Here is a 14,574-nt window from a genome sequence, read left to right as displayed (position 1 = left end):
TAAAAGGGAGCGAATATGCTCCTTTTTTCTTTTGTTTTAGGCGAAATTTCTTTTATTACTTCTGATTTTATGAGACAGAATTGTCGTTATAAAGCAGTTTCTACCAGTGATCACTTTCACTTGACACCCTATCTGTGACCGGGTATATTTGTGTTGTAAGATTGTGAAACCGGTTACATTTATGAAAAAACGGAACACTATGAGATTTTATGCATGTATTTTTTGGATTTATTTGGTCTTATATCGTTCATATGAAACCGGTTACACATATAGATGGTTACGAATGTGGAGTGACGGATGATGGCAACGATTCGCGATGTAGCAAAGCTGGCAGGTGTATCTGTGGCAACCGTTTCTCGTGTGCTTAACAAAACAGGCTATGTAAATGTAGAGACGGGTCGCAAGGTTGAAAAAGCAATTCAACAGCTCCAGTATGAGCCCAACTCGGTCGCGCGAGGTCTGGCGGGTAAGCGCACAAGTACAATTGCTTTTATTTTGCCAGATATCACGAACCCATTTTTTTCAGAGATGGCGCGCGGTGTGGAGGACAAAGCCAGAGAATTAGGCTATACGGTGATCTTATGTAACTCTGATGATCAGGGGCACAAGGAAAAAACATATATTGAAGTTCTCAAGAAAAAATATATTGATGGCATCATTATCGCTTCCCAAACCTTGAGCAGTGAAGACATTCAAAAGATGCAACAGGATCAGATTCCCCTGGTGGTCATGGACCGTGCCCCCGAGAATCAACATTGTTCTGTTATTAGATGTAACAACTACGTGGGGGCAAAGGAAGCTGTAGCTCATTTAGTGGAGCAGGGCTGTCGCAAGGTTGGACACATCTATGGCCCGCAGGAATTAATTACTGCCAGGGAGAGAATGCTTGCCTATGAAGAAAGCGTTCAAGGATTTTCCTGGTACTCGCCAAGCTTAATGGAACCGGGATATTTTCAATTAAATGGTGGCCAAGAAGCAGTTAAGGAATTACTGAGAAGGCATCCCGATATTGATGGTATTTTTGTCGGAAATGATTTAATGGCCATTGGAGTGCTAAAAGGCTTGAATCAGCTTGGCAGAAGAGTGCCAGAAGATGTAGCTGTATGCGGATTTGATGGCATTGCTCTGGCCTCAATGACGATTCCAGAATTAACAACAGTAGCTCAACCGATCTACGAGATGGGGGAGCTAGCAGCACTTACGTTAACTCAGCAAATAGAGAGCACAAAGCCATTACCGAGTGTATTTGAACTAGAGCCGATTTTTATTGAGCGCAGTTCAACCAGAAGGGAGCCATTAGCATGAAACCACCACGCATAGCTGTCATTGGCAGTCTTAACATGGATGTTGTAGTAGAAGCACCTCGTCAGCCAAAAATGGGAGAGACAATCAGCGGAGATCATGTTCATTTTATCCCTGGGGGGAAAGGAGCGAATCAAGCGGTTGCTTGCGCACGTTTAGGGGCCCAGACATCCATGATTGGTTCATTAGGCAGAGATGCATTTGGAGATTCCTTGGAGCAAGCGATGAAGCAGGAAGGAATTCAGGTAAGTACGATAAAACGTGTTGAAAATGCTCCGACCGGCATCGCCTCCATTTTACTCGCTGAAGGAGATAACCAAATTATTGTAGTGGCAGGGGCCAATGCGCATACCTCTATGACGGATGTTGATCTGCATGCTGATACGGTAAAGGCGGCGGACATTGTGCTACTACAGTTGGAAATCCCCATCGAGACAGTTGTTCACACGGCAAAGCTAGCTAAAGAAGCCGGGAAAACGGTCATCTTAAATCCGGCGCCAGCGCAGAAGCTTCCAGATGAATTATTTGGCTATATCGATGTCATGACACCTAATGAATCAGAATTGTATCTTTTGACAGGGCTGGAACAAAATCAAGCGACAGACAAAGCAACAACACGGTCTGCTGCAATGAAGGCACTCCATGCAAAAGGAGTGAAGCATGTGGTTACCACACTTGGAGCCACGGGTTCTGCCTACTTAATGAATGGCGAGACCTTTGGGACGATTGCTAGTCATAAAGTGCAGGTCGTCGATACCACAGGGGCCGGTGATTCTTATAACGCAGGGCTCGCCTATGCACTAGCCTCTGGACAGAGCATTCCAGAAGCTGTTGAGTTTGCTAGCATTGTCTCGGCACTTGCTGTAACGAAGCTGGGAGCACAGCAGGGAATGCCTACAATGAAGGAAGTCCTAGCGTTTCAATCTAAGGAATAGCTTCTTGCTAGACGTGACAGGTTGGGGTCGCAACAGCTACAGCTACAGCTAGGGAAATTCTTACACAGCTAAAGGGTGAGAAACATGAAGAAAATCGGGATCATGAATAGTGAAATATCAACTATCATCAGTAAGCTGGGACATACAGACCGCATTGTCATTTGCGATGCGGGCCTGCCGATCCCAGATGGGGTGAAGCGAATTGATGTGGCCCTCAAGGCAGGCTTGCCAAGCTTTCTGGATGTGCTGCAAGTAATATTAGAAGAAATGCAGGTGGAGCGTATCCACTATGCGAACGAGATGATCGAGGTTAGCCCTGCTCTTTATGAAAAAATGAAACAGGAGCTTCCTCACGTAGAAGAAAACATCATCAGTCATGAGGAATTTAAAAAACGGACGAATGAAGCGAAAGCAATCATACGTACCGGAGAGTGCACGCCATATGCCAATGTGATTTTAGAAGCTGGAGTTACTTTTTAAAGGCGGTGTGAACGTATGACAGATCTATTGTTAGAAATGAAAGGAATCTGTAAGTCGTTTCCGGGTGTCAAGGTGCTTGATCAGGTTGAATTGACAGTGCGTCCAGGTGAGCTGGTAGCGCTAATGGGTGAGAATGGTGCAGGTAAATCTACTCTTATGAAAATCCTAGGTGGCATTTATACCAAAGATAGTGGTTCTATCACGGTTAAAGGTCAGCCTGTACCGGAGATGACCACGAAGTTAGCCGCTGAACTGGGGATTGGAATCATTCATCAAGAATTGAACCTGATTTCCCATTTATCTGTAGCCGAAAATATTTTTTTGGGACGCGAATTTACCTATGGAAAAACCAAATTTGTGAATTGGAAAAAGCTACGACAGGAAGCAAAGGTATATCTAGACAAATTAGGCATTCAGGTTGATCCCGATACCAGGGTGGGCGATTTATCGGTTGGCCAGCAACAAATGATCGAAATCGCTAAAGCGCTTTCATTGCAGGCGGACATCCTTGTATTAGATGAACCAACCGCAGCTCTTACCAATCGTGAAATCGATGCTTTGTTTGAGGTCATTTTCTCTCTTAAAAATAAAGGGGTAGGCATGATTTACATCTCGCATCGGATGGAAGAAATCTTTCAGGTTAGCGATCGCATTACAGTTCTTCGTGACGGTCAGTATGTTGGCACGAAAGTAACGGCTGAGACAAACATGGACGAGCTGGTCAAAATGATGGTAGGTAGAGAAATTACAGATCGCTTTCCAAAGGTAAAGGTGTCCCTTGGCGAAGAGAAGCTGCGCGTAGATCATCTATCTGTTAAAGGCAAACTGACGGATATCTCCTTTGCAGTAAAAGCTGGCGAAATATTGGGATTTGCCGGATTAATGGGAGCAGGCCGTTCGGAGGTTGCTAAAGCTATTTTTGGACTTGAACGGGTGGAGGCAGGGAGCATAAAAGTAGAAGGCAGGTCTGTAGCTATCAACAAGCCCAAGGATGCTATTGCGGCAGGAATTGCCTTTGTAACGGAAGATCGAAAAGAAGAGGGCTTGGTTCTGTCCTTATCGGTTCGTGAAAACATAGCGTTGCCTAATCTATCCAGTCTCTCATCCTTTGGGGTCCTTTATAAGCAGAAGGAAGTGCAACTAGCAAGAGAGACAATCGATAAATTAGTAGTGAAAACGCATAGCAGTGAGCAACGGGTTGGTTCGTTAAGCGGGGGCAATCAGCAAAAGGTTGTGATTGGAAAATGGCTGGCTACCGCTCCAAAGATTTTAATTTTAGATGAGCCAACGCGCGGAGTAGACATTGGAGCCAAGAAAGAGATTTATGATTTGATGAACCGTTTGGCACAGGAAGGTGTCGCGATCATCATGATCTCTTCAGAATTGCCTGAGGTCTTAGGAATGAGCGATCGAATTATCGTTATGCATGAAGGAAAAATAACGGGTGAATTCTCAAGAGAAGAAGCTACTCAGGAAAGCATTATGCACGTAGCAACAGGAGGAGGTCATTTCATTGCAAGCACAAACGAAACCAACGCTTACGCTTAAAGGCAACTTTTTGCAACAAATGGGACCGTTACTGGGACTGTTTCTGTTAGTGATTATCCTGTCCATCGTCAGCTCTGATTTTTTAACGGTAAGCAATATATTTAATGTCCTACGCCAGGTTTCAATTAATGCGCTGATTGCATTTGGAATGACCTTCGTTATTTTAACAGGAGGCATTGATCTGTCCGTAGGCTCTACCCTAGCTTTATCCAGCGCATTGTCAGCAGGGCTGATGGCTAGTGGAGGCGATCCGTTCCTAGCAATTGTGGTTGGACTATTGGCAGGCTTGGTAATGGGGGCATTCAATGGGATTTTGGTCGCAAAGGGAAATGTAGCTCCTTTTATCGCGACATTGGCAACCATGACAGTTTTTCGAGGATTAACGCTAGTTTATACAGAGGGCAAACCAATCACAGGACTGCCAGATAGCTTTGGATTGGTAGGAAAAAGCTTCTTTTTACAAATTCCGATGCCAGTTATCTGGATGTTACTTTCCTTTGTCGCCTTGTATTTCATTTTAAAACATACAACATTTGGCCGACATGTCTATGCTTTAGGAAGCAATGAGGAGGCAACTAGATTATCAGGGATTTCCACCACGAAGGTTAAAATTTGGGTATATTCTATCAGCGGCTTGTTCGCATCCTTAGCGGGTATTATTTTGACCTCCCGTCTTAACTCTGCTCAACCAACGGCGGGAACATCTTATGAGCTAGACGCCATTGCGGCAGTTGTTCTAGGGGGAACCAGTCTGTCTGGTGGTAAAGGCTGGCTTGTTGGTACCTTAATCGGGGCCATGATTATCGGTGTGCTAAACAACGGTCTGAACCTGTTGAATGTATCATCATTCTATCAACTGGTGGCCAAAGGGGCAGTCATTTTGATTGCCGTTTTGCTGGATCGTTCTAAAAAATAAATGAATGAGAAAAAGGAGAGGTTTCGACATGAAGAAGTACGTGAAAGTAGCATTGGCATCCACTATGCTTTTATCTGTACTAGCAGGCTGTTCCACCCAATCCAGCTTAGAGGACAACAAGGCACCAGCTCCTGATGCGAAAAAAGAAGGTGTCACCATCGGGCTCTCTATCTCTACTTTAAATAACCCATTCTTTGTAACATTAAAAGAAGGCGCAGAAAAGGCAGCCAAGGAGGCAGGGGTAAATCTGATTGTCGTAGATTCTCAGGATGATACTGCTAAGCAAATTAGTGGAGTAGAGGATTTAATCCAGAAAAAAGTAGATGTCATCTTGGTTAATCCAACCGATAGCGCAGCTATTTCCACAGCAGTTGAATCAGCCAACACAGCGAATATCCCGGTAGTTACGGTAGACCGTGCTGCAGAAGGTGGGAAAGTAACCGCACATATCGCTTCCGACAATGTGAAGGGCGGAGAAATGGCTGGTCAATTCATACTAGATTCCCTAGGCGGTAAAGGGAACGTGGTTGAGCTGGAGGGTATCCCTGGTTCCTCGGCGGCGCGTGATCGGGGTACAGGCTTCCACAAGGCGGTAGACAATAAAGATGGTCTAAAAGTCACAGCTTCTCAACCAGCAGATTTCAATCGTGCAAAAGGCATGAGTGTTATGGAAAACATTTTACAAGGAAATAAAAACATCCAAGCTGTGTTTGCTCACAATGATGAAATGGCTTTGGGCGCGTTACAAGCATTGGAGGCAGCGGGTTTAAAAGAAGTGAAGGTAGTAGGTTTTGACGCTACTGAGGATGCGGTTGCTGCTGTAAAGGATGGAAAACTGGCGGCAACTGTAGCGCAAAAACCATCTGAGATCGGTAAAAAAGCGGTAGAGACTGCCATTAAAGTATCCAAGGGTGAAAAGGTAGAAGAATTTATTCCAGTTGATTTGGAATTAATCAAAAAATAGCTGGCCCACTCTCATAGCATTTGATGATTAATAGAATAGGACACCAGGTGAAACGTAAATTTTGCCTGGTGTTTTTATTTTTGTGTAAAATGACCCTATTTTTGTTCAGCAGAAATTTCGATAAATAACGTATATACAAGAAGTTAGGAAGGGAGACACTATTACACGAATGGAGTGTCAAACAAAGAATAATCCATTGCATGCTGCAAATAGTCAAAAATGTGATTGTGATATTCAGGCACTAGAAAAAATCCTGCTGGACATTTCTACAGTAACAAAAGAAACACAGCGTTTGGCCAAACAGACTATGTTGAATAGTGAACGAATAAATGATCACGACAATGAAGCTTCTTTGGCTATAAAAGAGTCTGTGAAGCAATTGCTGGACAAGTCTGCCGTCATCTGGCACGAATGCAAGGAAGCAGTTAATAAGATTTACCTAGACATACAAACATATAGCACTCTAGTAGAACCAATGGAACCGAAGAAAAATGAAGCAAGGAACCTATTTTTACAACATGGAGTAACGACTACAATAATATATGAAATGCTGCAACAGGCACATCGGGAAATAGAGGAAATATTTCTAGCTGTGCAGAATATAACCACCAAAACCAATTTCTTGCTAAAAATAATAGAAATAAGTCAATTGGCAGCAAAGCATACTAGTAAGAAAAGAGAACTGATAGGCGCCGAGGGTTTACGTCTAAATGACTACATAAAATAGCGGTTATCGGTAATGACAAACAAGAATTACAGCCCTATCTTACAATGTTCATTTGTTGCTCAAGGAGCTTTGTCAATCAGCCAACATATCCAAAAGAGTCCCGTGTAAATAAGGAAGTATGGGTATGATAAAGGCAGAAAGATCTGTTTAACATAGCAAGGATATAATTGGTTTACGTAGTGGGAGAGAGAAATGTAGAGAAACCAAAAAGCTTTTTACAGAGAAAAAAGGAGTGGTGTGTATGGTAGCTTGGCTACGACAATCTCAAAGTGCTTCCGTTGTTTTATTATTGGTTCGTCTTTATTTGGGGTATACCTGGATTACCTCTGGTTGGGGCAAGTTAAGCGGGGGAGGCTTTGCGACAGAGGGCTTCTTAAAAGGAGCGATTGAAAAAGCGACTGGTGATCATCCTTCTGTTCAAGCCTGGTGGGCTGCTTTTCTGGAAAATTTCGCATTGCCGGGAGCTTCCTTTTTCAATTTCTTAATTCCTTGGGGAGAATTCCTGGTAGGACTTGCGTTATTACTAGGGCTGTTCACCACATTTGCTGGATTAATGGGCATTTCTATGAATTACGCATTCTTATTTAGTGGTACAGTCAGTATTAATCCATATTTGATTTTATTAACCACGTTTATTTTAGTTGCTGGTCGCAATGCTGGATACTTTGGTTTAGATCGACTAGTACTTCCATATTGGGATAAAAAACGAGGCAGAGAGCAAATGAGGCTTCGTTAAAGCATATCGTTAGCTAGAAGGTCCTATAAAGATGATAAGTTATGATTGACTTTTATCAACTTTATAGTAAAATGAATGTGAAGCGAATAATGCGTTTACAGGCGTGTTACTGTTACAGACAGGCATGAGCCACACAAAGGATTTTTCTTTCTTGTTTCTTCATGGAGAAAATCTGATGTTGGCTCTTTTTTGGCTTTATGACTGTTGCAGGATACGCAGGGATTCTCAATGCAAGTTCGTAATTCTGATCTATGGTGGTGTCTGCGTGTACAAAAGCCAAGATTATAACATAAGTCGAATTTTAAGCAATAACGTCGTCTTGGTAAGCGATCCAACTGTGAATACAGAAATGGTCTTGCTTGGTAAGGGTCTTGGATTTGGGCAAAAAGCAGGCAACCCGATTGCGAAGAATGATGAACGTATTGAGAAGCGCTTTCGAATGGAAAATGAGCTTCACTTAAATCAGTTCCAATCGCTTCTGACCCAAATTGATCAGTCGGTGATTGAAATTGCAGAAGAAATCATTTCATGGATTTGTGATGAAATGACGCCTGAGATCAATGAATTAATTCACGTTGCTTTACCTGACCATATCCAGTTTGCTGTGCATCGCTTGTCAAGCGGTATGGAAATTGTAAACCCTTTCCTATTCGAGATTCAGGCGCTGTATCCGCAGGAATTCATCCTTGCTGAACGAGCGGCGGCCTTAATCGAAGACACCTTCACGACTACGGTTCCAGAAAGTGAAATCGGATTCTTGGCTCTGCATATTCACTCGGCTGTTAGCTACATTCCAGTAGCGCAGACAGTGAAGCATACGAACCTCATCCTACAGATGATTCAGATGGTGGAAGAGCGTTTAACATTGAAGGTAACGAAGGAAAGCTTGCATTATACTCGAATGATTACGCATTTCCGCTTCGTTCTAGAACGATTGATGGAAGGCAAAACAATAGAAAATCCTTTATTGGATCGCGTGAAAACGATGCTTCCTGAGGCATATGAGCTTGCTTTGCAATTAGGAGAGCTCATTTCACGAAAGTTAGATGTTAAAGTCCCTGAGGACGAAGTGGGATACATGGCTATGCATTTGTTCCGCTTGTTTCAACTCGTAAAGGACAAAAAAGAATAATTGTCTTTTCACAGCGTGTTACTAGTTCGACTAGGCATGAGCAGTGGAGGATGGAGTATCCTAAATGATATCAATTTGTTTAGGCATACCCATTTTTCTATGCTCATGCCTTTTCTATTTGATAAAGTCAGTGAACACCTAAGGAGGCCCTATATGTTTAGCAAATTATTTTCTCGTAAAAAAGAAGTTCAGCCAACTCAACTGCTAGCTCCCCTTACTGGTAAGGCAGTTCATTTAGAAGAAGTACCAGATCCTGTTTTTTCTCAAAAAATTGCTGGTGATGGCTTAGCTATCGACCCAACAGAAGGTGTTCTGGTAGCACCTGTTGATGCGAAGGTCGTTCATTTGTTTAACACCGGACATGCAATCGGATTGCAGACAGCTAATGGTGCTGAAATCTTGATGCATATCGGTATTGATACTGTTAACTTAAACGGCGAAGGTTTCTCCGCAAAAGTAACGACCGGTCAAGATGTAAAAGCGGGTCAGACCCTGATTGAATTTGATTTAGATATCATTAAAAACGCAGGGTACCCTGTAATCACACCAATTATTATTACAAATAGCGATGCTGTTGAAAGCATGACACAATTTGTAGGTGCTTCTGTGACTCGTGGTCAGGAAAAAGTTCTTGAAGTAACGCTAAAAGCTTAATCCTTTTAAACAACTATACATCTTGTAGATAGTGAGGGATAAGTAATGAGGGTAATTGTATCAGAGAATTATCAGGAACTAAGCAAAAAAGCTGCTGAAATCATGGTAGAACAAATAGAAAACAAACCTACATCTGTGCTTGGCTTGGCTACAGGAAGCACGCCAATAGGGATGTATAAAGAATTAATCAGCATGCAGCAGGCAGGAAACGTTGATTTTAGTCAAATCACCACGTTTAACCTAGATGAATATGTGGGGCTGACTGCTGACCACGATCAAAGCTACAGCTATTTCATGTGGGATAACTTGTTCTCACATGTAAATATTAAAAAAGAACAAACGAATATTCCATCAGGTATCTTTACCGATGCGAAGGCAGAGTGCTCCCGATACGAGAAGGCAATGGAAGAAGCAGGTGGTGTTGATATCCAAATATTGGGTATTGGTCATAATGGACACATTGGCTTTAATGAACCGGCTCAAGCGTTCACATTATCTACTCATGTAGTAGAACTTGCGTCTGAGACCATCGAAGCAAATGCTCGCTTCTTCTCTGATATATCCGAGGTACCTAAGCAAGCTGTGACGATGGGGATTGGTGGGATTATGAAGGCTCGCCACGTCCTATTACTAGTAAATGACAAGAGTAAAGCGGAAGCTGTCCGTCATTTATTCACAGGCATAGTTGATCCACAAGTGCCTGTATCCATTTTACAGCTACATCCTAATTTAACCGTATTGGTAGATCGTGCAACGGCTGAGCTATTGCCTTTGCAAGACGAATCCAGAGAGGCTATTCTTCAAGGCTAACGCATACAACAAGCGATATGATGTGAAACCTTATGGACGCCATGAGGTTTCACTGCTCATATATAACTTCAAAAGGAGGAAATGATATGTTGGCTTTTCTTCAAAAGATTGGTAAAGCTTTGATGCTTCCGGTCGCAACCTTGCCAGCTGCCGCTCTATTGCTACGTTTTGGAGCGATCGACTATGTTAAAGACTTTAACATGGGCACCACTGGTGAATTTTTAAATCATTACATCGCTCCATTCCTGAAAGCAGGCGGTTCTGCTATTTTTGATAACTTACCTTTAATCTTTGCTGTCGGGGTAGCCATTGGTTTGGCAGGAGACGCAGTTGCCGCTTTAGCAGCAGTAATTGCACAATTGGTTTTACTTAATGTATTGAAAGCGGTTCCACCTGCATTCGCTTTCATTGACGATGCAATGAAATTGGACATGGGCGTACTAGGCGGTATTATGTCCGGTGGTTTGGCTGCTTACTTCTACAACAAGTACCACAATATCAAGCTTCCCGATTGGTTAGGCTTCTTTAGTGGTAAACGGTTTGTTCCAATTATTACATCCTCTACCATGGTCGTGTTAGGTTTGCTGCTTGGTCTTGTATGGGGTCCTGTCCAAGAGGCGCTTAATTCATTTGGTAATACGGTTGTAAGTATGGGGGCTGTAGGTAGTGGTATCTTTGGTATCGCGAACCGTGTACTAATTCCATTTGGTTTGCACCATGTTATTAATACGATCGCTTGGTTTGAAATTGGAACGTTTACAGATGCGGCTGGTGAAATCGTAAAAGGTGACTTGAATCGCTTCTTTGCGGGAGATCCATCTGCCGGACTATTTATGACAGGCTTCTTCCCAATCATGATGTTTGCGATGCCGGCGATCGCACTTGCAATCGTTCACACAGCGAAGCCTGAAAACCGCAAAACGGTGGCTTCTATCTTCTTAAGTACAGCAATCGCGGCGTTCTTGACAGGTATCACGGAGCCAGTAGAATTTGCATTCATGTTTGCTGCTCCATTACTATATGGTATCCATGCCGTTTTAACAGGAGCCATTGCCTTTATTATTGTTGAATTAGGCGTACGACTAGGATTTGGATTCTCGGCTGGTTTGATCGATTACGTTGTTAACTTTAAATGGTCGCAAAAACCACTTCTGCTTTGGCCGATTGGTCTTGCTACCTTCGTCCTTTACTACTTCTTGTTCCGTATCATGATTAAGAAGCTGAACCTGAAAACGCCTGGCCGCGAAGATGATTTCGCAGCAGCGGCCGATGGGAATACGGCTAAAACCAATGAGGCTATGAGAGATAAAGCAGAAAAAGTATTATCAAATATCGGTGGAAAAGAAAATATCAAGAACATTGATGCATGTATTACTCGTCTGCGTTTAGTAGTAAACGACGACCAAAAGGTAAATGATGCAGCCTTGAAGCAGCTAGGTGCAGCAGGTGTGATGCGCTTAGGTCAAGGTAGTGTACAAATTGTTTTTGGTACACAATCCGAGATTTTAAAAGATGAGATTAAAAAACTATAATCATCATAAAAATAGCACGGTAAAGAGGGCATGATCCGATAAGGGTCCTGCCTTCTCTTTTTATCTCTTTATAAACTGGTGCATGCATGGTTTGAACGAAGCCATCTCTTACATAATGATAAAAGGTAAGTCGTTGAACTCTTGCCGTTTTTGATGCATAGTAGTCAATTACCATGCTAAAGTAGAAGGAATAAACCAATAAGCGTACCAAAAGGGAGTGAAGGTAGCATGATACTCGAAGTAATTGCAACTACGCTAGATGATGCAAAGCGAGCAGAAGCAGGCGGAGCGGATCGATTGGAGTTGATCACAGGTATTAGGGAAGGAGGACTTACCCCTAGCTACGGTCTCATAAAAAATGTAGTTGATCAGGTGAAAATTCCCGTACATGTGATGGTGCGTCCTCATAGTCAATCCTTTGTTTATACGACAAACGACATAGATGTGATGCTCAAAGATATACAAACTATCAGGGAACTTGGTGCATCAGGTGTGGTTCTGGGAGCTTTAACGCCAGATCATCACATTGATTTTCGAGCATTAGAGACTTTATTAACGGAAACAGGACATATGCATGTTACATTCCATCGGGCATTTGACGAGGTAGAGGATCAAGTAGCAGCGCTTGAACAATTGCTGCATTATAAACAGATTGATCGCATTCTAACATCTGGTGGCAAGTCAAGCGCCCTGCAAGCAGTAGATCAGATGAAAACGTTGGTAGAGCGAACTGCTTCTACACACGTAACCATACTAGCGGGCGCCGGCTTAACCATTGAGACTGTGTCTGATTTTGTAAAAGAAACAGGTGTTAGGGAGGTTCATTTTGGCACGGGAGTAAGGCAGGATGGACAAGCGTTGAAACCAGTCGATACCCAATTAGTAGCGTTAGTAAAGAATAAATGAAACGGATGAAAGCTATAAAGACAGAGGGAGGGTTAACATAATGAAGAAACGACCGTTTAACATCGAAGTGCGTCGACAGATGATGGGGGATGATATCGTCTACCTGATAGGTGGGGGAGTGGTACATATTGGTGCAGTTGCGACCGCTTATTGGCAGGATGAGCAGGTAAAAGTGGAGCTTATCACTTTACCTGGTCATAAGGAAGATCAATTGGCGCTTGAATGTGCAAGTCTAGCTTGTGAACACCAAAAATGCACAGTTACCGCTATTGTAGGCATTCATATAGATCAAGCCAGCAAGGAAGAAATCATGCTGGCAGTAAAGACAGCTCGTGAAGCGATGCATGAAGAGCTTTTTGGAGAAACAAAATAGGTAGTAGTCCCCCTTTTTCCAACTGTCATAGAACTGAAAAAAGTTAGTTCCTTTTTTCACGTTATAATAGACGGATGCGAAAGGGGGATTTTGTTTTACATGAATGCACGATTTTTCAAGATGAAAAGAGGAAGCAAGCATCCTAGAGAATTAAACGTCTTCGTCTTGTTGCTAGGCATTTTATTATTAGCAACTGTACTTACGTATATAGTACCTGCTGGAGAATATGCCCGCGTTGAAGTTGATGGGCGCAACGTGATCAATCCCGCTAGCTTTCACTTTCTGCCATCTGAGCCTGTCCATCCATTTGATACACTGATTAGTATTCATAAAGGGATGGTAGAGACTGCCGACATTATATTCTTTGTCCTTATAGTCGGAGGAACATATGGAATTATTACATATTCTGGCGCAATGGAAGCTTTGGTAGTAGTCATGGCACGTAAATTGGGGAATCAGGAAAAGTGGCTCGTTCCACTGATGATGCTATTCTTTGGCGTCTGCGGTTCTTTAATGGCGATGGCTGAGGAGACCCTGCCCTATCTAGCATTGCTTATTCCGGTGGCTTTGGCATTAGGCTTTGATGTCATTACAGGCGCCGCGATTGTACTAGTAGGGGCCCAAATCGGTTTTAGTACCGCTCTTATTAATCCTTTTACTATAGGTGTTGCTCAAAAGATAGCAGAGCTTCCACTGTTCTCTGGCATGAGCTTTCGAATTGGGCTATTCGTGGTTCTATACATCGTTAGTGTTACCTTTGTATATCGTTATGCGATGAAAGTGAAGAGAGATCCGTCTAAAGGCTTCTTTGTGGAGAATAGCTTTGGTAAAGAGATGAATCATAGTCATTTTGCGACTTCTACTTTGCAGGCTGCAAAAAATCAAAAGGGTGAGGACCCTAAAATATTTCTCTTGAAGCACAAGCTTGTTCTGCTTAGCTTTATGCTGACATTAGGTACAATTGCCTTTGGTGTCATCAAGCAAGGGTGGTTTATTTCGGAGATTGCCACCATCTTTTTATGTTTAGCGTTGGTATCTGGTTTGATTTGTCGTATGAGTGGAAATGAATTTGTTACTTGCTTTATGAGAGGAGCAGCAGATTTATTAGAAGGGGCACTAATCATTGGGATGGCCCGGGCGATCTTGCTGGTTCTGACAGAGGGGCAGGTAATGGATACGATTTTGTTCTATTCAGCTCAAGCGATTCAGCAAGTACCCTCCTCTTTAACAGCTACGGGCATGTTTATTCTGCAATGCTTGTTAAACGTGATTGTCCCGTCGGGGAGTGGGCAAGCGGCACTAACAATGCCCATTATGACTCCTTTAGCTGACTTGGTGGGTATCACTCGTCAGACCGCCGTATTAGCCTTTCAATTGGGAGACGGCTTTACTAATATTGTGACGCCTACCTCTGGATATTTTATGGCTGGACTAGCCTTAGCCAAAATTCCATGGATTCGCTGGTTTAAATGGATTATGCCTCTAATTGGCTTGCAGATAGTCGTTGGGGGAATCGCTATCATTGTTGCACAGTTCATTGGATATGGTCCTTACTAATG

15 protein-coding genes are annotated in these 14,574 nt (G+C 42.9%); all 15 read left to right on the top strand.

What is annotated here, in order from left to right; all coding sequences use genetic code 11:
* Positions 1–300: 300 nt before the first annotated feature.
* The 15 genes from BRLA_RS19500 (at position 301) to BRLA_RS19430 (ending at position 14,572) form a co-directional block, all read left to right on the top strand.
* Positions 301–1,305: a LacI family DNA-binding transcriptional regulator gene (locus BRLA_RS19500; protein ID WP_041752395.1), complete on the top strand. Its 1,005-nt coding sequence runs from the start codon at positions 301–303 to the stop codon at positions 1,303–1,305.
* Positions 1,302–2,237 (top strand): ribokinase, encoded by a 936-nt coding sequence (rbsK, locus tag BRLA_RS19495; protein WP_003334695.1) that lies wholly within the window; start codon positions 1,302–1,304, stop codon positions 2,235–2,237. Before BRLA_RS19500 ends, rbsK begins: the two co-directional genes overlap by 4 nt.
* 84 nt (positions 2,238–2,321) lie before the next feature.
* Positions 2,322–2,717, top strand: coding sequence for a D-ribose pyranase (gene rbsD, locus BRLA_RS19490; protein WP_003334696.1), 396 nt, complete (start codon positions 2,322–2,324; stop codon positions 2,715–2,717).
* A gap of 15 nt (positions 2,718–2,732) precedes the next feature.
* Positions 2,733–4,265 (top strand): sugar ABC transporter ATP-binding protein, encoded by a 1,533-nt coding sequence (locus BRLA_RS19485; RefSeq protein WP_003334697.1) that lies wholly within the window; start codon positions 2,733–2,735, stop codon positions 4,263–4,265.
* 19 nt (positions 4,266–4,284) lie between these two features.
* The gene (locus BRLA_RS19480; protein WP_187349310.1) at positions 4,285–5,181 is read left to right on the top strand and encodes an ABC transporter permease subunit; all 897 of its coding nucleotides are present in this window, start codon (positions 4,285–4,287) and stop codon (positions 5,179–5,181) included.
* A gap of 28 nt (positions 5,182–5,209) precedes the next feature.
* Entirely contained in the window at positions 5,210–6,145 is a 936-nt protein-coding gene (gene rbsB / locus BRLA_RS19475; RefSeq protein ID WP_003334699.1) for a ribose ABC transporter substrate-binding protein RbsB, read from the top strand.
* A gap of 169 nt (positions 6,146–6,314) precedes the next feature.
* Positions 6,315–6,872, top strand: a complete 558-nt coding sequence (locus tag BRLA_RS19470) for a hypothetical protein (RefSeq protein ID WP_003334701.1) — start codon at positions 6,315–6,317, stop codon at positions 6,870–6,872.
* A gap of 241 nt (positions 6,873–7,113) precedes the next feature.
* A complete protein-coding gene (locus BRLA_RS19465; RefSeq protein ID WP_003334702.1) occupies positions 7,114–7,608 on the top strand; it encodes a DoxX family membrane protein in 495 nt (164 codons plus the stop codon).
* A gap of 265 nt (positions 7,609–7,873) precedes the next feature.
* Positions 7,874–8,740 carry a glucose PTS transporter transcription antiterminator GlcT gene (gene glcT / locus BRLA_RS19460; protein WP_022585738.1) on the top strand — a complete coding sequence of 289 codons (867 nt, stop codon included), beginning with the start codon at positions 7,874–7,876 and terminating at the stop codon, positions 8,738–8,740.
* Positions 8,741–8,893: 153 nt separating this feature from the next.
* The gene (locus BRLA_RS19455) at positions 8,894–9,394 is read left to right on the top strand and encodes a PTS sugar transporter subunit IIA (protein ID WP_003334704.1); all 501 of its coding nucleotides are present in this window, start codon (positions 8,894–8,896) and stop codon (positions 9,392–9,394) included.
* A gap of 45 nt (positions 9,395–9,439) precedes the next feature.
* Positions 9,440–10,204, top strand: a complete 765-nt coding sequence (gene nagB / locus BRLA_RS19450; RefSeq protein ID WP_003334705.1) for a glucosamine-6-phosphate deaminase — start codon at positions 9,440–9,442, stop codon at positions 10,202–10,204.
* A gap of 86 nt (positions 10,205–10,290) precedes the next feature.
* Complete coding sequence (locus tag BRLA_RS19445) at positions 10,291–11,736, top strand: PTS transporter subunit EIIC (protein ID WP_003334706.1); 1,446 nt, start codon at positions 10,291–10,293, stop codon at positions 11,734–11,736.
* A gap of 228 nt (positions 11,737–11,964) precedes the next feature.
* Positions 11,965–12,642, top strand: coding sequence for a copper homeostasis protein CutC (locus BRLA_RS19440; protein ID WP_003334707.1), 678 nt, complete (start codon positions 11,965–11,967; stop codon positions 12,640–12,642).
* 40 nt (positions 12,643–12,682) lie between these two features.
* Positions 12,683–13,015 (top strand): prenylated flavin chaperone LpdD, encoded by a 333-nt coding sequence (locus tag BRLA_RS19435; protein ID WP_003334708.1) that lies wholly within the window; start codon positions 12,683–12,685, stop codon positions 13,013–13,015.
* A 99-nt stretch (positions 13,016–13,114) separates the two neighbouring features.
* A complete protein-coding gene (locus BRLA_RS19430; protein ID WP_003334709.1) occupies positions 13,115–14,572 on the top strand; it encodes a YfcC family protein in 1,458 nt (485 codons plus the stop codon).
* The last annotated feature ends 2 nt before the right edge of the window (positions 14,573–14,574 follow it).

The sequence above is a fragment of the Brevibacillus laterosporus LMG 15441 genome (assembly GCF_000219535.2).
Taxonomy (GTDB): domain Bacteria; phylum Bacillota; class Bacilli; order Brevibacillales; family Brevibacillaceae; genus Brevibacillus_B; species Brevibacillus_B halotolerans.
This window is presented reverse-complemented; position numbering and strand designations above follow the sequence as displayed.